This is a genomic window from Pseudomonas koreensis (assembly GCF_025447595.1).
Taxonomy (GTDB): Bacteria; Pseudomonadota; Gammaproteobacteria; order Pseudomonadales; family Pseudomonadaceae; genus Aquipseudomonas; species Aquipseudomonas koreensis_H.
In genome coordinates, this window is the sequence record NZ_JAOEJU010000003.1 from 57,147 (window position 1) to 79,271 (window position 22,125).

Genomic DNA, 22,125 nt, shown 5'->3' on the forward strand with positions numbered 1-22,125 from the left:
GAACACATTGCCCCCTGTGGGAGCGAGCTTGCTCGCGAAAGCGGTGGTTCAGTCAGCATCCATGTTGAATGACAGACCGCCTTCGTCGGAACGCCGCCCGGAGCAGGCTCGCTCCCACAGGATTTACATCGTTTGCTCAGTCAGTGCCGTACTTCGGCGACCGTGGCCCGTACAGCAAGCCTGCCGGATGACCGGCCGACAGCAGTCGATTACTGGCCACGCCGGCAATCGGGTAGCCGGCATCGGTGGAGCTGTTGATGATCTGCTTCACCGCCGCGGTGATCAGCGCGCCGATCAGGCCGCCGCCACTGTTATTGCCGCCCTCCTCGCTCGACGCTCGGGCCGCACCGGTCCACAGGGTGACGCCGGTTTTCAGGTCCACCAGTTTGGCACTGGCGGTGACGGCGGTTTCGCTGCTGATCACCATGTAGCGCGTGCCGTACTCGCTGACGGTGATGTACAGCGCCGCGTCGGCACCGAAGATTTCCTGCAGTTTGTTGGCCGGCGCCTGGTGGATGTCATCCGGCGTGGTCAGGCCGTTCTGGCGGAACGTCTCGTCGACCAACGTGATCGGCAGCACGTAATAACCGGCTTCGGCCAGCGGGAACGTCACTTGCGACAACAGGCTGTAGGACGCCTTGACGTCCGGCGAGGTGTTCAGCGGCGGCAGCACCAGAATGGATTTCGGCCGTGCTTGCTTGTACGCCGAATAGTCCACGGTCTTCGGTGCAACACAGCCACCGAGAACGGTCAGCGCCAGGCCTGCGGCCAGCAGTTTCAAGGCACGCGAGATCATTTGGCGTCTCCGGTCTTGGCGTTCTTGAGCAGAAAATCCATATAGGTGCCGGACTCGGGGAACAGAGTCTTCTCGGTGCGCAATTGCTGCACCATCTGATCATCCTTGCCCATGCTCAGGTACAGCAAACCGAGGTGGGCGTGGTAACCCGGCGGAACGGGCTTGCCACTGGCGCGGATCTTTTGCAGATCGGCTTCCAGCGCTTCGGCCTGGGCTTCTTTCGGCGTTTCGCTTTTGAAGTATTCGTAGACTTGTGGCTGGTAGCCTTCCCACTGATACAGGGTTTGCGGGCTGCTGCAACCGGCCAGCGAGGCGCAGGCAGCCAGCATCAGGGCCATCAATGGCCGAGACAGTGTCAGATTCATGGTGTGTTGCTCCTTGCGATGGGCGTCTATCAGTTGCCCGGTTTCCAGGCGCCGGCGTTCATGCCATCGACCAGACGATTGATCGCCTCGCGCATGGCCAGATCGAGGACTTTGCCGTTGAGGGTGGAGTCGTAGGCAGCAGTGCCACCGAAGCCGATGATTTCGCGGTTGGACAAGGCGTATTCGCCGGCGCCCTGGGTCGAATACACCACTTCGGACGTGCTGATGTTGACGATGTTCAGGTTGACCTTGGCGTAGGCGACCTGGGTCTTGCCACGGCCGAGAATGCCGAACAGTTGATGATCGCCGGTTTCTTTGCGGCCGAACTCGGTGACGTCACCGGTGACCACGTAATCGGCGCCTTTCAGGCGCTGGGCCTGGCCCTTGATCGCCGCTTCCTGCTGGATTTCACCCATGTTGTCGCGGTCGAGCACGGAGAAACGGTTGGTCTGCTGCAGGTGAGTGATCAGGATGGTCTTGGCCTGGCCACCGAGACGGTCGACGCCGTCGGAGAAGATCCCGCGCATGTAGCTCGAACGGTTGTCGAACTTGCCCACGGCCATCGGAATGCGGACACCGGACCAGGCCTGGGAGGCGCTCTCCACCTTGGCCACCGGCAGTGCGCGGGAGCTTTCCGTGGCGCAACCGGAAAGCGAGCCGGCCAGGGTGCCGAGGACGGCAATCGCAATGCCCGAGACCAACATCCGGGAGATCATTCTCACTGTGCATTCCTTCTGAAAAATGATGTGTCCCGGCACGGCAAAAATCGTGGGGGATCGGGAAAGGGCCGGCATTATGCCAAAGTGCCATCAGTGAGAACAGGTTTTTTTGACGCCAGTGAATTGGCTAAATGTCAGACTCAAAATCCTGTGGGAGCGAGCTTGCTCGCGATAGCGATGCATCAGACGAAATAATTATCGGCTGACTGGACGCCATCGCGAGCAGGCTCGCTCCCACAGGTTCAGAGGTTGTCAGTGGAAATCGCGGCTTTGCACCCGAATTCCGTTGAGCAACGGACTGAGGTCACTCAAGCGTCCGGCGATCAAATGCCGCACCTCGCCCTCCCGCTCCCAACGGCCATCGACCTTGAGCAATTGCGAGCCGACCAACACCTGACGCTGACGCTCGGCCAGATCGCGCCAGACCACCACGTTGACGTTGCCGAACTCGTCTTCCAGGGTCACGAAGGTCACGCCACTGGCGGTGCCCGGCCGCTGGCGCCCGGTTACCAGCCCCGCCACGCTGACCGGCCGGCCATGCTCGACCTCCAGCAACTCCCGGGAACTGCGACAGCGCCGCGCCCGCAACTCGTCGCGCAACAACGTCAGCGGGTGCGGCCCCAGCGTGGTGCCCAGCGTTGCGTAGTCGGTGAACAGGTCTTCGCTGACACTCGGCGTCGGCAGCAACACATCCGGCTCTTCCTGACTCGGCAACCCGGCAAACAACCCGAGCTGTTTCTGCACCCCGGCCACTTCCCAGCGTGCCCGATGGCGATGGCCCGCCAAGCCGCGCAGCGCGCCGGCATCCGCCAACAGCGCCTGGGCCCGACTGTCGAGCCCGGCCCGTTCGCCCAGATCGGCGACATCGGCAAACGCGCCCCTCGCCCGAGCGTTTTCAATGCTCCGCGCATCCTCTTCGCGAAAACCCTTGATCATCCGCAGGCCCATGCGGATCGCCGGTTGCTCGCCGGCAATCGGCTCCAGGCTGCAATCCCAGTCACTGGCCCGTACGTCCACCGGGCGGATCTGCAAATGATGCCGACGCGCGTCCTGAAGAATCTGATCCGGGCTGTAGAACCCCATCGGCCAACTGTTGATCAGCGCACAGGCGAACGCCGCCGGTTCGTGGCACTTGAGCCAGCAACTGGCATAGGTCAGCAAGGCAAAACTGGCAGCGTGGGACTCGGGGAAACCGTAACTGCCGAAGCCCTTGATCTGCTCGAAGATCTGCGCGGCGAATTCCGGGCTGTAGCCGTTTTTCTTCATGCCGGCGGCCAGCCGTTCCTTGTGCGGTTCCAGGCCTCCGTGGCGTTTCCACGCGGCCATGGAGCGACGCAACTGATCGGCTTCGCCGGGGCTGTAGTCGGCGGCGACAATCGCGATCTGCATCACCTGTTCCTGAAACAGCGGCACGCCGAGGGTGCGCTTGAGCACCACTTCCAGCTCCGGCGACGGATAGGTTTCCTCTTCTTCCTTGTTCCGCCGGCGCAAATACGGATGGACCATCCCGCCCTGAATCGGCCCGGGCCGGACGATGGCCACCTCGATCACCAGATCGTAGAAGGTTTGCGGGCGCAGGCGCGGCAGCATCGACATCTGCGCCCGGGATTCGATCTGGAACACGCCGATGGTGTCGGCGCGGCTGATCATGTCGTAGGTCGGGCGATCGTCAGGCGGGATCGTGGCCAGGCTCAGTTTTTGATTGCGATGACGGCGCAGCAGGTCGAAACAGCGGCGGATCGCGCTGAGCATGCCGAGGGCGAGGATATCCACCTTGAGCAGCCCGACCGCGTCGAGATCGTCCTTGTCCCACTGGATGATCGTGCGGTCGGCCATGGCGGCGTTCTCCACCGGCACCAGCGTGTCCAGCGGCTGCTCGGAAATCACGAAACCACCGGGGTGCTGCGACAGGTGTCGGGGGAAGCCGATCAGTTGCCCGGTCAGGCTCAGCACCCGGTGCAGCAACGGACTTTCGGGGTCGAAACCGCCTTCGCGCAGGCGTTCCACGGGCGGGGTTTCATCGCTCCAGTGGCCGCAGCAGTCGGCCAGCGCATTGATCTGGTCCGGCGGCAAGCCCAGCGCCTTGGCCACATCGCGGATCGCGCCGGAGGCGTGGTAAGTGCTGACCACCGCCGTCAGCGCCGCACGACGGCGGCCATAACGACGAAACACGTATTGCAGGACTTCTTCCCGGCGTTCGTGCTCGAAATCCACGTCGATGTCCGGTGGTTCGTTGCGCTCCCTCGACATGAAACGCTCGAACAGCAGCGTGGTGCGGTCCGGGTCGATCTCGGTGATGCCCAAGGCAAAACACACCGCCGAGTTGGCCGCTGAACCCCGGCCCTGGCAGAGGATCTTCTGCTCACGGGCGAAGCGCACCACGTCGTGCACGGTGAGGAAGTAGCTTTCGTAGCCGAGTTCGGCGATCAGCTCCAGCTCATCGTCGATCTGCTTGAGCACCTTGGGTTGTGCGCCTTTCGGCCAGCGCCAGGCGATGCCTTGTTCGGTCAGGTGGCGCAGCCAGGAACTGGCGTCGTGTTCCTCGGGCACCAGCTCTTTGGGGTATTGATATCGCAATTGGTCAAGGTCGAACGTACAGCGCCGGGCCAGCGTCACCGACTCGTCCAGCAAGGTTTGCGGATATAGCTCGTTCAACACATCGAGGCTGCGCAAATGCCGCTCGCCATTGGGGTGCAGACGCAACCCGGCCTCGGCCACCGGGACGTGATGGCGGATCGCGGTCATGGTGTCCTGCAAGGCCCGGCGGCCACGGGCGTGCATGTGCACATCGCCACTGGCCACGGCTGGAATCTGCAGTTCATCCGCCAGACTCAGCAGTGCGGCCAGCCGTTGCTGATCGTTCTGCCCGCGATGCAACTGCACCGCCAGCCACAGGCGCTCGCCGAAGATCTGTTTCAGCCAGCGGCCCTCTTCCACACCATCGACCGCATCCGACACCCACAGCACCAGCAATCCCGGCAACGGCTCGCTGAAATCCTCGCGCAGTATTTGATACTGGCCTTTCTGGGTGCGCCGCCGAGCCTGGGTAATCAAGCCGCACAGCGCCTGATAACCCTCGATGTTCTCGACCAGCAACACCAGTTTCGGGCCGTTCTCAATGCGGATTTCGCTGCCGATGATCAGCGGCAGCTCCACGGATTTGGCTGCCTGCCAGGCACGGACGATCCCGGCCAGGGTGCATTCATCGGTGATCGCCAGCGCCTGATAACCGTGTTTTTTCGCCCGCTGGAACAGCTCCAGCGCACTCGAAGCACCACGCTGGAAACTGAAATTCGACAGGCAGTGCAGCTCGGCATAACCCTGGTTCACGCGAACCAGCCCTGCAGCCACAACGGACCGCCCTCGCCCACTGCCCGGTACGCCCAGCCTTGCTGGCCGGCGCGGTTCTGGATCAGGTAATAGTCGCGGCGCACGTCGTCACCGTCCCACCAACCGGACTCGATGCGTTCCGGGCCCATGAGGATGCGCGCCGAACCTTCGGGCACGGACTGCGGTTCACCCAACAACCAGCCCGGACGCTGCACGCCCGGCAATGCAGGGCAACGCTGTTTGTCATCGGCGTTCTGCCACGCGCACTCCGGGCGGTGATCGGCCTGAAAGCGCAGGCCCTGCACCGCCTCATCGCCCAGCCGCGCGCGCAGGCGTTCGCGCAGTTGCTCCCAGGGCAAGGTCTGTTGCGGACGATCGTCGAACAGTTCCTGAAACTGCGGCACGAAACTCGGCAGATCCTCGGCGCGCAGACGAAAACCGCGCACCGGGGCTTCGACCTGCACCTGCTCCAGTCGGCCACGGGCCAGCTCGAACAGCATCGCCGGATCGCGCTCGGCGCTGAGCAGGCCGACCTTGATCAGTGTGTCCGGCAGCCCCGCATGTTCCAGATGCAGATCGAAGCGCTGTACGCCGCTGTCGCGGCCGCACAAAAACGCCGCCAGATCGGACGTCAGGCGGCGCAAAGGGAACAGCAGCGCCTGATGGGACTGCACGTCGAAATTGAGTTCGATCCGCACATCAAAACGATCCGGCGGCAGGTAGAACGCCAGCGCCAGCGGCCGTGCGCCGAACAGCGTGTCCAGGTGCTTGAGCATCGGTGCCTCGAAACGCCGGGCCAGGGCCTGACGCGGCAGGTTCTGCACCTGATGAAGGTTGCGCAGGCCCATGCGCGACAACGCCGTGGCCACGCTCGGCTCAAGGCCGATGCGGTCGACCGGCAATTGCCCGAGGTGATGGCGCAGGGCTTCACCGTCGGGCACCACCAATCCGTCGTAGGCGTTGGCCAACACCCGCGCCGCCACCGGGTTCGGCGCGGCGACGATGCGGTGACGAAAGCCAAGCTCGGTCAGCTCCGTGCGCAAGCGTGCCTCGAACTGCGCCCAGGAACCGAACAGCCCAAGGCTCGATTCGATCTCGAACACCACGGTGCGCGGATAATGCACGCTGACCTGGGCGCTGAAACGATAGGCCCAGGCGGCGAGAAACTGCTGCCAGTGCTCGACCTCGGCCGAATCGTAATCGACGGTGGCAAAACCTTTGCTCATGGCCTGCGCGGCGGTCATCGACTGCCCCGGTCGCAAGCCCAGTGCCCGCGCCGCCGGGTTGACCGCTTGCAGCACCCGGCGCTGGGCCGGGCCGCTGAGCAGCGCCAAGGGTTGCTCGGGATCGGGGCGCTGACGCAGCACGGCGTCGAGGGCCAATTGCGGGAACAGAATGCAAACCCAGCGCATGGCGGCCTCAATGCCCCACGGTGAAGGCAATCGGTGCGCTGCGCACCAGTCCGCCCCGGCACTTGAGCACGCGCAATTGCGCCGGACGGGCATCGATGGCAATGCGCAGCGCGGCCGGCGACGGGTTGACCGCTTCGCTCAACGGGCGCCACGCAAACGCCAGGGTCTGGCCGGTTTCCGCCGCCACCTGCAAACGGCGCAAGGCGCGGTCATCGGCCTTCTGCGGCCAGCACAGCACTGCGCCGCAACTACCCGAACGCAGGCATTGTTCCGCCGCCCACAAGGCATCGCGCTCGCTGGCCTGGATCACCGACAACTGGCGCAGATCGACCCCGGCATTGGCCCACGCCTGCGGGTACGGCACAAACGGCGGCGCCACCAGCACGATGCGTTCGCCCGCCGCCGACAGCCGCGCCAGGGTCGGCCACACCAGTTGCAGTTCTCCGACACCGGGCCCGGCCAGCAGGATTTCGCTCAGCGCCGCTTCCGGCCAGCCACCACTGGGCAACGCCGCATCCAGCGCCGCGTGCCCGGTGGGTTGCGGGCTGGCTGCCGGTGGCGCAGGCCGGCCCTTCCAGACCTGGCCGCCATTGAACAGCGTATCCAGCGCAACGACGGCCCCCATTAGCCCTGCCTCACCAGACCGCAGAACACCCCTTCGATGGCCAGGTCCTGATCGGCCCGCACCACAATCGGCTGATACGCCGGGTTGCGCGGCAACAGGCGAACCTCATCGCCGATCCGTTCGAAGCGTTTGATGGTGACCTCGCCGTCGAGTCGCGCCACCACGATCTGGCCGTTGAGCGCTTCGGGGTTGCGGCGTACGCCGACCAGATCGCCGTCGAGAATCCCGTCCTCGATCATCGAATCGCCCTGCACCCGCAACATGTAGTCGGGCGTGCGGGAGAACAGCGCAGGATCGAGCATCAACCGATTGTGCAGGTCGGCATCGGCGCCGATGGGCGCACCGGCAGCCACCCGGCCGAGTACGGGCACTTCGAGCAGTTCGGGCCGCGCCGGCTGCCCGAGCAGGCGAATGCCCCGGGCCTGATGCGGATTGACCTCGATAAACCCGGCTTCGGTGAGCGCCAGCACATGCTTGCGCGCCACGCTGCGGGAGGCAAAACCAAAAGCCTCGCTGATTTCAGCGAGGCTTGGGGGCTGACCGTGTTCGGCGATGCGTTCGCGGATAAAGGTCAGGATGGCGGTACGGCGGGGAGTCAGAGTCGTCATGGAGTACATTTGTACTCCTGTGGGAATTTCCTGACAAGCACCGCCAGTCAGCTCAAACCACGCTCCGCCAGAAACCCTGCGATGTAGTCGATAAACGCCACAACCTTGGCCGTCGCCCGCCGATGACTCGGGTACACCGCCAGAATATGTGGCCCGAAGCTGTCCGGGTCGATCTCGTAATCAGCCATGACCCGCACCAGTCGCCCGTCGGCGATGTACGGGGCGGCGCTCCACAGCGGTGTGTGCAGCAAGCCCCGCCCGGCCAGGGCGCTGGCCAGCAGCAAATCGTAATTGTCACTGCGCAACAGCGGCGCCGCCGGTTGCGCCAGGCTCAAACGCTGACCGTCGCGCTCGGCCCACCAGAATTCGCGGCTGAGCAACGGATGCCGGTACAGCAGCCATTCATGCTGATCGAGGGTTTGCGGCGTCACCGGCAAGCCCTTGCGCGCCAGGTATTCGGGACTGCCGCACAGTGCCAGGCGATTGCTGCCGACCACTCGCGCGATCAGCCCCGGTAAATCATCGTGCCCTTCGCGCAACGCCAGGTCGTAGCCGCTTTCCAGCAGATTGACGAATTCGTCGCACAAATCCACCTGCAGGCTGATCTGCGGGTATTGCTGCAAAAAGCCGTCACACACCTGATCGAGAAACGCCCGCCCGTAGGCCAGCGGTGCGGTGATTTTCAGGCTGCCGCGCAGGCCGTGCTGCAACTGCTCGATTTCCTCGCTGGCTTCGTCCAGCCGTTGCAACACCTGGCGTGCGGTTTCCAGATACAGCCGGCCGATTTCGGTCAGCAGAATCCGCCGCGTGCTGCGTTCAAACAATCGCGCGCCGAGCTCGGATTCCAGATGATTGACCGCCTTGGTCAGCGCCGACGGGGTCTTGCCCAGTTGCTCGGCAGCGCGGCTGAAGCTGCCGAGTTGCGCGGTGACCACGAACATTTTCAGTGCACCCAGCTTGTCCATGCTTTTTCCATTCAGGCAAAAACGTTTTTCGTGAGGGAGGCGTTCTATCGGGCATTAGCAGCCACTAATCTGGCCATCAGACGCAATAACAAGGAAATGTTCAATGAAAAGATTCATCCCGCATTTCACAAAAAATCTGCTGATCGCCGCTATGAGTTTTGCCTCGATGGAAGCCATGGCCGCCACCGATCTGGTGCTGCTCAACGGCAAGATTTTCACCGCCGACCGCGCTCAACCGAAGGTTCAGGCGCTGGCCGTGGAGAACGGCAAGGTGCTGAAAGTCGGCACGGATGCGCAGATCAAGGCCTTGATCGAGCCCGGCACCCAGGTGATCGACCTCAAAGGCCAAGCGCTGATGCCCGGCCTGATCGACAGCCATTCCCACGCGATTTTCGGCGGGCTGGAAATGGTCTCGGCCAACATGGAAGACGAGGTGGTCGAACTCGACGAACTGGAAAAACGCCTGCGCGGCTGGCGCGACGACGGCAAGGCCCGGCATGGCGACGTATTGAGCGTGGCCGGCATGAGTTCGGCGTACTGGGCCAAGGCTGAAGCGCTGGGCAAAATCTTCAATAACGGCGAATGGGCCGACGTGCCGGTGGTGTTCACCGGCAGCGATCACCACACGGCGTGGGCCAACAACGTGATGCTCAAGCGTGCGGGCATCGACGCCGCGCTGCTGAAAACCCTGCCGGATGCGGAAAAAGACACCATCGGCAAACTGGCCAGCGGTGAACCGAACGGCTTTGTGGTCGACGCCGGCTGGGATCGGGTCGCCTCGAAAATGCCGGTGCCGAGCCCCGCCGACATGCTCAAGGCTGCGCAATCGGCGGTGCGTTTCAACAACAGCCTCGGCATCACCGCGTGGATGGACCCCGCCGCCAACGCCGCACCGGGCGAGCCGGTGTTCGCCCTCAAGCCCACCGAGAAAACCGTCGGCGTATTGCCGGCCTATAAAGCTCTGTCGGACAGCGGCGGCATGACCGCCCACGTCGCCGCGCTGCTGGTGGCCAACCCGAAAAGCGTCCCGGCCGATCTCGACACCCTCGACAAGGTTCGCCAGCAGTTCCAGGGCATCCCCAATCTGACGCTGCCGGGCATAAAAATCTTCGCCGACGGCGTAATCGAATACCCGGCCCAGAGCGCGGCGATGATCGATCCCTACAGCAACTCGCACAAACAGGGCGAGTTGCTGATCGATCCGCAGTACTTCGGCGAACTGGTCAGCGCCATCGACCAGCGCGGCTGGCTGGTGCACATCCACGCCATCGGCGACCGCGCGGTGCGCGAATCGCTGAACGGCATCGCCCAGGCGCGCAAGGACCGGCAGAGCGGCGTAACGCACTCGATCACCCACCTGCAAATGGTCAACCCGAAGGAGTTCGCCCGCTTCAAGCCACTGAACGTGATTGCCTCGATGCAACTGCTGTGGGCCAGTGCCGACGATTACACCACCGACATGATCAAGCCTTACGTCAGCGCCCTAGCCTTCCGCTATCAATACCCGGCGCATTCGCTGCTCAAGCAAGGCGCGACGATTGCCGGCGCCAGCGACTGGCCGGTGTCCTCGCCGAACCCGTGGAACGCCATGGCCCAGGCCATCACCCGCACCGGGCCGCTGGGCGTGCTCAACGCCGACGAACGCCTGGACCGCGAAACCATGTTCTACGCCTACACCGCCAACGCCGCGCGGACCATCGGCCTGGAACAACAGATCGGCTCGCTGAGCCCCGGCAAGCAGGCCGATTTCATCGTGCTCGATCGCGACGTGTTCAGCGTCGATGACAAAGCCCTGCATGACACCCGGGTGCTGCAAACCTGGTTCGCCGGCCGTCAGGTCTATACCGCCGCCCAATGACAACAACTGTTCCCCTGTGGGAGCGAGCTTGCTCGCGATAGCGGTATGACCATTAAAAATGATGTCGACTGATACACCGCTATCGCGAGCAAGCTCGCTCCCACAAGTTTTCTCTTTCTGCCCCATAACAACCACAACAACGGGACTTCACATGAAAGCCTTGCCCCTGTTCGCCCTCACTTCCTTGAGCCTGCTGCCTTTGAGCAGCCACGCAATCCCCCTGAACGACGATTTTGCGGTGCTGGTCGACCTGACCCTGGCCAGCGACTACCGCACTCGCGGCATCTCCCAGACCCAGAACGACCCGGCGGTGCAGGCCGGTCTGACCCTGGCCCACAGCAGCGGCCTGTACCTCGGCGCGTGGAGCTCGAACGTCGATTTCGGCGGTGGCCTGAAAACCCGTCAGGAAGTCGATTACTACGCTGGCTGGCTGTGGCAAGCCACCGAGGCCGTAAGCCTGGATCTGGGCTACATCAAATACGCGTATCCCAAGGAGAGCCAGTTCAACCAGAGCGAGGTGTACTCGATTCTCAGCGCTTACGGCGTGAAACTCGCGGCCTACTACTCCAGCGACGCGCCGGGCATCGACAGTAAACAGAGTTCGCTCTACAGCTACATCGGCTATGAAACCGGATTGCCGTTCGATTCCGGGTTGAAGCTGCGCTACGGCAACATGGACTTCAAGGACCCGCATATGTATTCGGCGTCCGGTCACAGCGAGGAGTCCTACCGGGAGTGGGAAGTCAAACTGACCCACAACCTGGCCGGCGTGGTGCTGGGCCTGAGCTATATCGACACCGACCTCTCGCAGAGCCAGTGCCTGAGCAGTTGGGGCTTCAAGGACGTGTGCACGGCGACGGTCGTCGCCAGCGTCAGCAAATCGTTCTGACCCAACGTGAGCCCGCCCTGTGGGAGCCAGCCTGCTGGCGATTGCGATCTGACATTCAATTCATATATCGCCTGACTCACTGCTATCGCCAGCAGGCTGGCTCCCTCAGTTTTATTTCTCTCGGCTGGAAATTTGTTACCGGATGTTTACGGAATTTTTACCAATGCTCTTCTACAGTTACGCGCGTAACCGAATGTGTTTTCGACTGACGTAGAGGAAAGTATCGAAATGGCTTTGGGCAAAGGACTGCGTTTACCGTCCATCACTCCGACCCGCCTGGTGCTGCTGTTTTCGCTGGCACTGGTGGCGCTGTACAACCTGGCGACCTGGAAAGCGCTGGGAACGCTGATTACCTTGCAAGGCGCGCACAAACTGGCGTTTTTCGCGTCCTTCGGGCTGTTTCTCTGGGCGGCGATCACGCTGCTGCTGACCCTGATCTCGTTTCGCTGGACGCTGAAACCGGCGCTGACGCTGGTGGCCCTGCTCTCGGCCTGCGCGGCGTATTTCATGAACGAGTACGGAATCACCATCGACACGGTGATGATCCAGAACGTGTTCGAAACCAATCCCGGGGAAGCCACGGCACTGTTCAGCGGCAAATTGCTGGCTTACATGCTGTTGCTCGGCGTGTTGCCGGCCGTGCTGATCTGGCGCTGGCCGGTGGTTTATCGGCCATTCTTTCGGGGCTTGCTGAACAAGGTGCTGGTGATCGCGGCTTGTGTGCTGGTGATCGGCGCTTCGGTGGGCGCGTTCTATTCGACCTACGCGCCGATCTTTCGCGAGGAAGACAAACTCACCCACTTCATCAACCCGACCAACTACATCTACGCGATCAGCAAATACACCAAGCAGCGGCTGGGGATCAAAAAGCATTTCGTGGTGCAGGCCATCGGCGAAGACGCCGTGATGAGCGCCAAGGCAGCCGGTCGCGAGAAGAAATCGCTGATGGTGTTCGTGGTCGGCGAAACCGCCCGGGCCGACCATTTCTCGCTCAACGGTTATGAGCGCGAGACCAACCCCGAGCTGAGCAAACTCGACATCCTCAACTTCACCCAGGTGCATTCCTGCGGCACTTCGACGGCAGTGTCGGTGCCGTGCATGTTCTCGATGTTCCCGCGCGAGGACTACAGCGACAAGAAAGGCAAAACCTACGAAGGCCTGCTGGACATCCTGCAACGGGCCGGCGTGCAAGTGTTGTGGCTGGACAACAACAGCGACTGCAAGGGCACCTGCCTGCGCGTACCGAACCGCGACATCGAAAAGACCCAGCCGGGCCCGTTCTGCGACGGCAACAACTGCCTCGACGAAGCGCTTTTGGCCGACTTGCAAGGCTACATCGACAGCCTCAAGGGCAACGCGATCATCGTCCTGCACGCCGACGGCAGCCACGGCCCGGAATACTACGAGCGCTATCCGAAGGACATGGAGCGCTTCAAACCGATCTGCCACACCAATCAACTGGGCAGTTGCAGCCGTGACGAACTGGTCAACGTCTACGACAACACGATCCTCTACACCGACCATTTCCTGGCCAAGGTGATCGAGCTGCTCAAGCGCAATCAGGATCACCTCGATACGTCGATGCTGTACGTGTCCGACCATGGCGAATCGCTGGGCGAGAACGGCCTGTACCTGCACGCCGCGCCCTATGCGCTGGCGCCGGAAGCGCAGACCCATGTGCCGATGGTGATGTGGTTCGGCAACAATACCCTGGCGCAACTCGGCATCGACCGTGGCTGCCTGCAAGGCAAAACCAGCCAGCCGGATATGAGCCACGACAACTTGTTCCACTCGGTGCTCGGGTTGTTCGAGGTCAGGACGTCGCTGTATCAGCCGGGGCTGGATATATTCCATGGCTGTCGGCCTTCCATGACGGCCTCGCAGTAGCCCACCAGATACCACAAGCCACTGTGGGAGCCAGCAGGCTGGCTCCCACTTTTGGTTTTGTGGCGAATTCAGGAGGTGAGCTGCGCCAGGTATTGCCACGGGTAAATCCCGCGCTGGTGACCATCGCTGAACACCAGTTGCAGGCCGTATCCCTGAGCGTTCAATTCGATGACCCGCACTCGCGGGTCAACCATTGGCGGCGAGCCCCGCAGGCGAAACGCCCGGCATTGCGAACACGGGCATTGGCGGCGCAGTTCGGCATGGTCGAGCAGTTGCTCGCGGCCATCCGGCCAGCTCAGCCGCAACCGGTGTTCAGTTTGGGAATTGCCGACCGACAGCGGATTCATTGCAACTGACTCAAGGCAATCCGCACCGCTTTGCGTACTTCCGGGTCGCCGTCATCCTGCGCGGCCTGCAACGCCGCCACCGCCCCGCGATCGTTCAGTTCGCCGAGAGCCAACGCAGCTTCCTTGCGCAGGTTGCTGATGCGATGGCCGAGGGTGTCGATCAGGGCGTCGAGGGCTGCGACGTACTTGAGGCGCCCAAGGCTGCGGGTGGCGCGTAGGCGAACCTGCCAGTAGTCGTCGGCCAAGGCTTCGATCAGCGCCGGACCCGCGTCGGTGTGGCCGACCTTGCCGAGGGTGGTCGCGGCTTCTTCGCGCACTTGCCAGGCGTGGTCCTGCAAGGCCTGACGCAAGGCGGGCAGCACCTCGGCGTCACTTGCCAGGCCCAGGGCGCCGGTGGCGGCGCGGCGTACTTCGGTGTCCGGGTCATCACTCGCCAAGCGGGCCAGGGCTGGCAACGCGTCGAGTTGCTTGAGCCAGCCAAGCACGCCGACGGCTTCGCGACGGACACTGGCGTCGGCATCGTTCAGCGCCTGAATCGCGGCCGGCGCAGCGCCGGGGAAGCGCAACTCGCGCAAGGCCCGGAACGCGGCAATCCGCACGCCGGTTTCGGCATGGCTGGTCCACGGCAGAATCACCCTGCCCGCCGCTTCGGTCTTGAGCAGGCTCAGGCTCTGCGCCGCTGCGGCTTGCACCGCCGGCGACGGATCGGTCAGCGCTTGGCACAGCGCTTCTACCACCGGTTCGTCTTCCCAGGCTTCCAACAGGCGCGCCGCTTCGGCACGCACTTCTTCGGCGGGGTCTTCGGCCAGCCGCTCAACCAGCCAGAGCAAGCCGTCCGGCTCTTCGAGGTCGGCCAGATCGATCAGGGCAATCCGTCGGACACCAGCGTCATCGGCGGTCAGGCGGGGTTGCAGGGCGAGAATGTCTTCGTTATCGGTCACAGCAAAAAATGAAGTCATAGGGCAAATCTCGGCAAGGCGTTTTCAGGAGGCAGGCCGAGCGGGTTGAGGCGCGGCAGCGGTCGGTCGTTGTCGTGGCGCAGCAGGTCGAGACAGTGGCGCTTGAGGCGCGAGAATTCGTGGCTGGTCACCAGTTCGGTGGTGCGTGGCCGGGGGAAATCCAGACGCAGGTCTTCGATGATTCGCCCCGGCCGTGCGCTCATCACCAGCAAGCGGTCGGCGAGGAATAGCGCTTCATCGATGTCATGGGTGACGAACACCACGGTGGTGCGAATCCGCGTCCAGATGTCCAGCAGCAGTTCCTGCATGTTCAGGCGGGTCAGCGCATCCAGTGCGCCGAAGGGTTCGTCCATCAGCAACAGCCGTGGCCGGTTGACCAGCACCCGGGCGATCTCCACCCGTTGCTGCATGCCGCCGGAAAGTTGATCAGGCCAGCGTTCGGCGAAACCTTCGAGGCCGACCAGTTTGAGGATGTCGTCGGCGGCGCGATGGCGCTCGGCCTTGCCGATGCCGCGCATTTTCAGGCCGAAGGCAACGTTGTCGCGCACCGTGCGCCACGGGAACAGCGTGTGATGCTGGAACACCATGCCGCGTTGCGGTGACGGGCCGGACACTTCGGCACCATCGACTTTCAACTGCCCGCCATGGGGTTGCAGATGCCCGGCCAATGCGCCGAGCAAGGTCGATTTGCCGCAACCGGACGGGCCGAGAATGCACACGAACTGGCCGGGTTCGATCTGGCAATCCAGCCCCTGCACCGCTTCGAACGCTTGCCGGCCCTCGCCGAGGACGATGGATAACTGGCAGATGTCGATCCGCCCTTCCGGGGTTTGCATCACGCTCATCAGGCTTTTCCTCGTGGTCGGTGCCAGGGCGTGAACAGCCCGCCCAGGCGTTTGATCAGCAGGCTGCTGCCCATGCCCAACACGCCGATCAGCAACATGCCGACCACGATGTCGGCGTAGTTCTGGATCGTGTAGGACTCCCAGGTGTAGTAACCGATGCCGAACTGGCCGGAGATCATTTCGGCGGTCACCAGGCAGAACCACGAGGTGCCCATACCGATGGCGAGGCCGGTGATGATGCTCGGTGCGGCCCCTGGCAGGATCACTTCCAGCAGGATCGCCCGGCGCCCTGCCCCGAGGCTTTTGGCTGAGGCAATCAGGCGCGGGTCGACGCCTTCGACGCCGTGCACGGTGTTGAGCAGGATCGGGAACAGCGCGCCGGTGAAGGTGATGAACACCATCGACAGTTCGGAGGATGGGAACATCAGGATGGCCAGCGGAATCCAGGCGACGGCGGGGATTGGGCGCAGGACCTCCAGCGGTGGCAGCAGCAGGTCTTCGGCCCACTTTGAGCGGCCGATGGCAAGGCCCAGGGCGATGCCGATCACCAGTGCGGCAAGATAGCCGGCGAAGACCCGGCCGAGGCTGGCGGTCAGGTGCTGGAGGAGCTTGCCGGAGTCACCGAGGCCGAGGGCGGCTTCGATCACGGCCAGCGGCGTCGGGACGTTGGCGAAGGTAACGAGGCCGAGGTTCCAGTGGTGGCTGGCGGCGAGTTGCCAGAAGAGCAGGCAGAGCAGCAGTGAGACGGCTCGGGGGATCCAGCGTCGATAGGGTCTGAACACAATAATTCCTCTCACCCCGACTCTATGTGGGAGCGAGCTTGCTCGCGATTCGGATAGGTCATGCACAGTTGCACCGGCTGACCGGACGCCTTCGCGAGCAAGCTCGCTCCCACAGTTGACCGAGTTGTTATCGGGTTAACGACTGGCCACGGCCTGCGCGGTTGCATCGGTGAAATCGAAGACTTTGCCGCCTTGGGCCGAAGCGTATTGCTGCGCCTGCCCCTTCAACAAAAACGCACTGAGGCGTCCCTTCGCATCACTGGCAAACCACGCCTGCTCCGCCAGCAACTTGATCCCGCTGTCACTCGCCTGCGCATACACCGCCCGGATGTTCTTGCCTTCCGATTTCAGGCCGGCCAGCGCCGTGAACGCCTCTTCAGCCGAGGCATAGCGCCGGACCTTGTCCTCACCGCGCACCCAGATTTCTGCGACATGGCTGAAATCCGAGATAGCCTTTCCGGTCGCCGCATCGACCGACTTCAACGGCGTCTGCGCGTAATTGGCCAGTTGCGCCGTGTAATCCAGATTCGAAGCCTTGAACGCCGCACGAATGTACTGATCGTCAATAAAGGAATTCAGATCGAGCCCGCGATCGGCCTTCTTCAGCAGCTTCAGCGTGTCGATGGCCGTGCCGACAGCCTGGCGGTATTCAGGTTTCCAGCTCAGGTCACGGGTCTGTACACCGAGCGGGCCGTGGAACAGGTAATTGACCTCGGCATCGACACCGGTGACCTTGGCGATCAGCTCGCTGTATTTCTCCGGTTCGGCGGCCAGCAGTTGATTGGCTTCGATGCTCGCGCGCAGGTAAGCGACGACGATTTCCGGGTACTTTTTCGCATAGGCCTGATCCACCAGCGCACCGTGGAAAGTCGGCGCATTGGCCTGGGCGCCGTCGTAGATCTTGCGGGCGAAGCCACGGCTCGGGAACAGTTCGGCGAACGGTACAAAGTCGGCGTGAGCGTCGATCTTGCCGGCCTGCAACGCCGAGCCTGCAACCTCCGGCGGCTGGGCGATGATGTTCACGTCTTTGAGCGGATCCCAGCCCTGCTCCGCCACGGCGCGCAGCAACATGCCGTGGGCAGTGGACGCGAACGGTACGGAAATGGTCTTGCCCTTGAGCTCGCTCAGCGACTGCACGCCGGACGCGCTCGGCACCACGATGCCGTTGCCGCTGCCCTTGATGCTGCCCGACAACACGCTGATGAACAGGCTGTGTTTGCCGGCGGTTTCGAACGCCACGCCGTTGAACGCGCCGGGGAAATCGGCCATGGCGCCGAAGTCGAGTTTGCCGGCGACCATCTCGTTGGTCAGCGGTGCGCCGCTGGTGAAGTTCTTCCACTGCACATCGTACTTGGCGTCCTTGTAGGCGCCGTCGTGAGGCAGGTATTTGTCGAGCAGGCCCAGTTCGCGAATCAACAGGCCGCCGGCGGCGCAGTTGATGGTGGTGTCCTGGGTGCCGATGGCAATGCGGATGGTTTCGGCCGAAGCCGACAAGGTGAACGAGGCCAGTACCAGACCGGCGATTGCTGCACGCAACATGGTTGAATCCCCTCGAATCATTTATAGGATGTTCGTCTCCGCCGCGATCAGGGCGCGGTGGGAAACGAGGGGTGTTTGGTAAATCCAGCGTCCGGGGTTTACGGATGGCTTTTGTGTTGTCTGTGCGGGCCTCTTCGCGAGCAAGCTCGCTCCCACATGATCTTCGGTGTACTCATTATTTGCGGCTGGCCTCTATCCACTGTGGGAGCGAGCTTGCTCGCGAAAGCGGACTACCGGTCAACGCAGTAAATATGGAATTTCGACTTTCACGGCACCGGTCGGGCAGTCCTTTTCGCAAGGCATGCAGTACCAGCATTCGTCGAACGCCATATAAGCCTTTTGCGTGGCCGGGTTGATCGCCAGCAGGTCCATCGGGCAGACGTCGACGCACACGGTGCAGCCCTTTTCGGCGATGCATTTGTCCTCGTCCACGGTGACGGGGGCATTGGAGCGGAAGAAAATTTCCTGGGCTTGATAGGCCATGGTTCGGACTCTCTCTAGTGATGCCTCAAGCGGCGAAAGCTTTGAGCCGCAAACGGTCGTAGGCCTGCATTTCCTCGGCATCAAGGGGGATGATGTAAGGCTCGACGGCTTTCTTGAAACTGGTCATGCGCCCGTCCTCGCCTTTCTTCAGGTGGCAGTGGCAGAACCATTCGCGGTCGTCCCGTTGCGGGTGATCGACGCGATAGTGGTACAGGCCCCAGCGGCTTTCGGCGCGGAACAACGAGGCGCGGGCAGCCATCTCGGCGCAGTCGCGAATCACGCTGGTTTCCATGGCGCGCATCAGTTCGTGGGCGTTGTTGGCCTTCATCTCGTCGAGATCGCGCTCGATGTCGCTGAAGCGTTGCAAGCCGATTTCCATTTTTTTGGTCACTTTCGGCGGTTGCAGGTAATCGTTGACGAAGCGTCGCAGCTTGTACTCGACCTGAGCTGGTGGCAGACCGTGCTCGCGATCCAGCGGTGCGTAGACCCGGGCCTTTTCCTTTTCGATCTGTTCGACATCCAGCGCGGAGAACTCGCGCCCGGCGACAAATTCCGCCGCGTTATTACCCGCGAACCAGCCGTAGGTGAACGCGCCGAGCATGTAGTTATGCGGCACGGCCGCCATGTCACCGGCCGAGTACAAACCTTTCACCGACGTTTCGGCGCGCTCGTTGACCCACACCCCGGACGCCGAGTGGCCGCTGCAAAAACCGATTTCCGAGATGTGCATCTCGACCATTTGCGTGCGGTAATCGGTGCCGCGATTGGCGTGGAACTGGCCGCGACTCGGGCGCTCGTTGCTGTGCAGGATTTCCTCGATGTTCTGGATGGTTTCCTCGGCCAGGTGATCGAGTTTGAGGAACACCGGGCCGTTGCCGCTTTCGAGTTCCTGGTGGAACTCCCACATCATCTGCCCGCTCCAGTAGTCGCACTCGATAAAGCGTTCGCCCTTGTTGTTGGCGGTGTAGCCACCGAGCGGGCCGGTAACGTAAGCGCAGGCCGGGCCGTTGTAATCCTTGATCAGCGGGTTGATCTGGAAGCACTCGAGGTTCGCCAGCTCCGCACCGGCGTGATACGCCATTGCGTAACCGTCGCCGGCATTGGTCGGGTTTTCGTAGGTGCCCATCAGGTAACCCGAGGACGGCAGACCGAGTCGCCCCGCAGCGCCGCAGGCAAGAATCACTGCCTTGGCCTTGATCACATGGAAGTCGGCAGTGCGGCAGTCAAACCCCATCACACCGTTGACGGCGCCCTCCTCGTCTGTCAGCAAACGGGTGCAGACCAGTCGGTTGGTGATGCTCACTCGCGCGCGCTTCAATTGGCGATACAGGACTTTCTTGATGTCGTGCCCTTCCGGCATCGGCAACACGTAAGCGCCCATGTGGTGGACTTTCTTCACCGCGTAATCGCCGGTTTCGTCCTTCTCGAACTTCACGCCCCAGCGATCGAGTTGTTCGATGGTTTCGAAACTGTGCGTCGCATAGGCGTATACCGCCGCCTGATTAACGATGCCGTCGTTGGCGATGGTGATTTCCTTGGTGTACTGCTCGGGTGTCGAGTGGCCGGGAATGATCGCGTTGTTCAGGCCGTCCATGCCCATGCTGATCGCGCCGCTGCGCTTGACGTTGGCCTTGTCGACCAGCAGCACGCGCAGTTCCTTGTTCTTTTCCTTGGCCTTGATCGCGGCCATCGGGCCGGCGGTGCCGCCGCCGATCACGACGATGTCGTATTCCTGTTCGAGTGTCGTTCGACTCATGCTTGTTCCCCTTTTTGCCGGTCGATCCGCAGGCGGTACTGGAACGCATCGCCACGGTAGTAAAGGTGTTCGAAGTCCAGCGGCTGGCCGTGAGCGTCGTGGGTCAGACGCTCGATGCGCATGATCGGCGAGCCGGCCTCGACGTTCAGCGCCTGGGTCAAGTCGCTGTCGGCCAGCACCGCGTCGATGGCCAGATCGGCGTGGCCGAGGGCGATGCCGCAGTCGTTTTCGAGGATCAGGAAGATGTCGCGGGTCACCAGATCAGCCTTCTCCAATCGTTCGCCGACGGCTTTGGGCAGGTAGGTGATTTCCAGCGAAATCGGCTCGCGGTTGATCAGGCGTACACGCTTGATCTGCGCGACGATTTCGCCTTCGGCGACCTGCAAACGCTCGGCGACCAGTTTGTCGGCGGCGATGAATTTGAAGCTGCGCAGGCGGTTGATCACCTCGTAGCCACGGCCGGTCATCGACTCAGCGAGGCCTTGCAGGGTGCTGACGTTTTGAAAGGTTTTGGGTTTGGCGACGAAGGTGCCTTTGCCGTGGATCTTGAAGATCAGCCCTTCTTTCTGCAGATCGCCCAAGGCCTGGCGCACGGTGATGCGGCTGACCTTGAACAGCGTGCCGAGCTCGCTTTCGGACGGCATCTGGCTGTCTTGCGGGTATTCGCCGTCGAGAATGCGGGCGCGCAGCACGTCGCGCAGTTGGGTGTGCAGCGGGACACTTGATAAGGAGAGCGGGCCAAGAGAGAGAACGTTATCGGTCATCACGGGATCACTTGTTATAACGAGTTATGACGTGATCTTAGAGACGTTATGACAAGCTTGAGAAATACCGAATGAGCATAAGGTTAGATGCGCAACACCATCCCTTGTGGGAGCGAGCTTGCTCGCGATAGAGGTGTATCAGTCACAAAAGTTATTGACTGACAGGACGCTATCGCGAGCAAGCTCGCTCCCACAGGGGGACGGTGTGGTCTGGGGAATTATTGGCGTTTGAGGATCTGATCCATGACCCAGTCGGTCTTCAGGGCTTCGGCGGCGATTGCAGGGTGCCGGGACTGACCGCGAATCTGCGCGTTCATGCCCAGAACGTGGTGCCACTGGATGTGTTCGTGATGGGGGATTTCCAGGCTGATGTGCTCATCGGCATGCAGCTCGACCGGATGCTCATCGAACACCGAAAAACCGATCCGCCCTTTACTGCCGATGATCTCGACCCGATCCTCGCGCCGGTCCGCGACAAAGCTCCAGCAGCCCATGCCCAACGCGCCCGAATCGAATCGCCAACTGGCGCTGACCGCATCCTCCGCCGCGTACAACCTGGCCTGACGCGCCGTGAAGCCGGCGACTTCAACGATGTCGCCGAGCAAGTACTGGAACAGGTCAAAACCATGGCTGGCCAGATCCGCGAAGTACCCGCCCCCGGCCACCGACGGATCGGTGCGCCAGTTTGCGCTGCCGTCCAGATCCTTGGGGGAAGGCGCCTTGGTCAGCGTCCAGCTCAGGTGCCGCACCTCACCGATGCGGCCCTGCTCCAGCCATTGTCGAACCTGCTGGAAGCGCGGCAGCGAACGCCGGTAATAGGAGACGAACAAGTGCAGACCGGCATCGGCAAACACTTGCTGCATCTCGCGGCTTTGCCCGGCGTTGAGGGCCATGGGTTTTTCCACGCAGCAATGCTTGCCGGCGGCGGCGACTTTCAGGCTGTAGGCGTGATGGCTGTCAGGTGGCGTGGCGATGTACACCGCGTCCACCTCGGGGTCGTTGATCAGGGCATCGACGTCGGTGTACGTCCGGGCGATGCCGTGGCGCGCGGCGTAATCGGTCACGGCTTCGAGGCGGCGCCCCATCACTGCGACCAACGCCGAGCCGGGCGCCTTGTAGAAGGCCGGCCCGCTCTTGCGTTCAGCGACACTGCCGCAACCGATCATGCCCCAACGCACCACGTTCATTCGTGTGCC

The 22,125-nt window shown here is 62.5% G+C and carries 20 protein-coding genes; 3 read left to right on the forward strand and 17 right to left on the reverse strand.

Annotation, left to right across the window (positions count from 1 at the left end):
- Window positions 1-136: 136 nt before the first annotated feature.
- The 8 genes from N8H71_RS06010 to N8H71_RS06045 form a co-directional block, all read right to left on the reverse strand.
- On the reverse strand, window positions 137-796 hold the full coding sequence (locus N8H71_RS06010; protein WP_262193279.1) for a DUF799 domain-containing protein: 660 nt from the start codon (window positions 794-796) through the stop codon (window positions 137-139).
- Complete coding sequence (locus N8H71_RS06015; protein WP_085683919.1) at window positions 793-1,161, reverse strand: DUF4810 domain-containing protein; 369 nt, start codon at window positions 1,159-1,161, stop codon at window positions 793-795. The genes N8H71_RS06010 and N8H71_RS06015 overlap by 4 nt, the downstream gene beginning before the upstream one ends.
- Before the next feature lie 29 nt (window positions 1,162-1,190).
- Window positions 1,191-1,877: a CsgG/HfaB family protein gene (locus tag N8H71_RS06020; RefSeq protein WP_162803870.1), complete on the reverse strand. Its 687-nt coding sequence runs from the start codon at window positions 1,875-1,877 to the stop codon at window positions 1,191-1,193.
- 255 nt (window positions 1,878-2,132) lie between these two features.
- Window positions 2,133-5,231 carry an error-prone DNA polymerase gene (locus N8H71_RS06025; protein ID WP_262193280.1) on the reverse strand — a complete coding sequence of 1,033 codons (3,099 nt, stop codon included), beginning with the start codon at window positions 5,229-5,231 and terminating at the stop codon, window positions 2,133-2,135.
- Window positions 5,207-6,622: a Y-family DNA polymerase gene (locus N8H71_RS06030; RefSeq protein WP_039768872.1), complete on the reverse strand. Its 1,416-nt coding sequence runs from the start codon at window positions 6,620-6,622 to the stop codon at window positions 5,207-5,209. The genes N8H71_RS06025 and N8H71_RS06030 overlap by 25 nt, the downstream gene beginning before the upstream one ends.
- A gap of 7 nt (window positions 6,623-6,629) precedes the next feature.
- Window positions 6,630-7,247 (reverse strand): translesion DNA synthesis-associated protein ImuA, encoded by a 618-nt coding sequence (gene imuA, locus N8H71_RS06035; protein ID WP_262193281.1) that lies wholly within the window; start codon window positions 7,245-7,247, stop codon window positions 6,630-6,632.
- On the reverse strand, window positions 7,247-7,864 hold the full coding sequence (gene lexA, locus N8H71_RS06040; RefSeq protein ID WP_039768874.1) for a transcriptional repressor LexA: 618 nt from the start codon (window positions 7,862-7,864) through the stop codon (window positions 7,247-7,249). The genes imuA and lexA overlap by 1 nt, the downstream gene beginning before the upstream one ends.
- 38 nt (window positions 7,865-7,902) lie before the next feature.
- On the reverse strand, window positions 7,903-8,820 hold the full coding sequence (locus tag N8H71_RS06045; protein ID WP_085745456.1) for a LysR family transcriptional regulator: 918 nt from the start codon (window positions 8,818-8,820) through the stop codon (window positions 7,903-7,905).
- Between the two features lie 103 nt (window positions 8,821-8,923).
- Between N8H71_RS06045 and N8H71_RS06050 the strand changes: the two genes are divergently transcribed.
- The 3 genes from N8H71_RS06050 to N8H71_RS06060 all read left to right on the forward strand — a co-directional run bounded on the left by N8H71_RS06050 (window position 8,924) and on the right by N8H71_RS06060 (window position 13,454).
- Entirely contained in the window at window positions 8,924-10,678 is a 1,755-nt protein-coding gene (locus N8H71_RS06050; RefSeq protein WP_262193282.1) for an amidohydrolase, read from the forward strand.
- 151 nt (window positions 10,679-10,829) lie between these two features.
- Window positions 10,830-11,567 carry a TorF family putative porin gene (locus N8H71_RS06055; RefSeq protein WP_262193283.1) on the forward strand — a complete coding sequence of 246 codons (738 nt, stop codon included), beginning with the start codon at window positions 10,830-10,832 and terminating at the stop codon, window positions 11,565-11,567.
- 228 nt (window positions 11,568-11,795) lie between these two features.
- Window positions 11,796-13,454 carry a phosphoethanolamine transferase gene (locus N8H71_RS06060; RefSeq protein ID WP_262193284.1) on the forward strand — a complete coding sequence of 553 codons (1,659 nt, stop codon included), beginning with the start codon at window positions 11,796-11,798 and terminating at the stop codon, window positions 13,452-13,454.
- A 68-nt stretch (window positions 13,455-13,522) separates the two neighbouring features.
- Here the strand turns inward: N8H71_RS06060 and N8H71_RS06065 are convergent, their stop codons facing one another.
- The 9 genes from N8H71_RS06065 to N8H71_RS06105 all read right to left on the reverse strand — a co-directional run bounded on the left by N8H71_RS06065 (window position 13,523) and on the right by N8H71_RS06105 (window position 22,116).
- Window positions 13,523-13,801 carry a DUF971 domain-containing protein gene (locus N8H71_RS06065; RefSeq protein WP_085683929.1) on the reverse strand — a complete coding sequence of 93 codons (279 nt, stop codon included), beginning with the start codon at window positions 13,799-13,801 and terminating at the stop codon, window positions 13,523-13,525.
- Window positions 13,798-14,760 carry a HEAT repeat domain-containing protein gene (locus N8H71_RS06070; RefSeq protein ID WP_262193285.1) on the reverse strand — a complete coding sequence of 321 codons (963 nt, stop codon included), beginning with the start codon at window positions 14,758-14,760 and terminating at the stop codon, window positions 13,798-13,800. The genes N8H71_RS06065 and N8H71_RS06070 overlap by 4 nt, the downstream gene beginning before the upstream one ends.
- Window positions 14,757-15,605, reverse strand: coding sequence for an ABC transporter ATP-binding protein (locus N8H71_RS06075; RefSeq protein WP_262193286.1), 849 nt, complete (start codon window positions 15,603-15,605; stop codon window positions 14,757-14,759). Before N8H71_RS06075 ends, N8H71_RS06070 begins: the two co-directional genes overlap by 4 nt.
- The gene (locus N8H71_RS06080) at window positions 15,605-16,387 is read right to left on the reverse strand and encodes an ABC transporter permease (RefSeq protein WP_431768303.1); all 783 of its coding nucleotides are present in this window, start codon (window positions 16,385-16,387) and stop codon (window positions 15,605-15,607) included. The genes N8H71_RS06075 and N8H71_RS06080 overlap by 1 nt, the downstream gene beginning before the upstream one ends.
- Window positions 16,388-16,522: 135 nt before the next feature.
- A complete protein-coding gene (locus N8H71_RS06085; protein WP_262193288.1) occupies window positions 16,523-17,926 on the reverse strand; it encodes an ABC transporter substrate-binding protein in 1,404 nt (467 codons plus the stop codon).
- A 237-nt stretch (window positions 17,927-18,163) separates the two neighbouring features.
- Entirely contained in the window at window positions 18,164-18,409 is a 246-nt protein-coding gene (locus N8H71_RS06090; protein ID WP_007959413.1) for a 4Fe-4S dicluster domain-containing protein, read from the reverse strand.
- Between the two features lie 25 nt (window positions 18,410-18,434).
- Window positions 18,435-20,165 carry a fumarate reductase/succinate dehydrogenase flavoprotein subunit gene (locus N8H71_RS06095; protein ID WP_262193289.1) on the reverse strand — a complete coding sequence of 577 codons (1,731 nt, stop codon included), beginning with the start codon at window positions 20,163-20,165 and terminating at the stop codon, window positions 18,435-18,437.
- The gene (locus N8H71_RS06100; protein WP_262193290.1) at window positions 20,162-20,929 is read right to left on the reverse strand and encodes a GntR family transcriptional regulator; all 768 of its coding nucleotides are present in this window, start codon (window positions 20,927-20,929) and stop codon (window positions 20,162-20,164) included. The genes N8H71_RS06095 and N8H71_RS06100 overlap by 4 nt, the downstream gene beginning before the upstream one ends.
- A 218-nt stretch (window positions 20,930-21,147) precedes the next feature.
- Window positions 21,148-22,116, reverse strand: a complete 969-nt coding sequence (locus tag N8H71_RS06105) for a Gfo/Idh/MocA family protein (protein ID WP_262193291.1) — start codon at window positions 22,114-22,116, stop codon at window positions 21,148-21,150.
- Window positions 22,117-22,125: the final 9 nt, after the last annotated feature.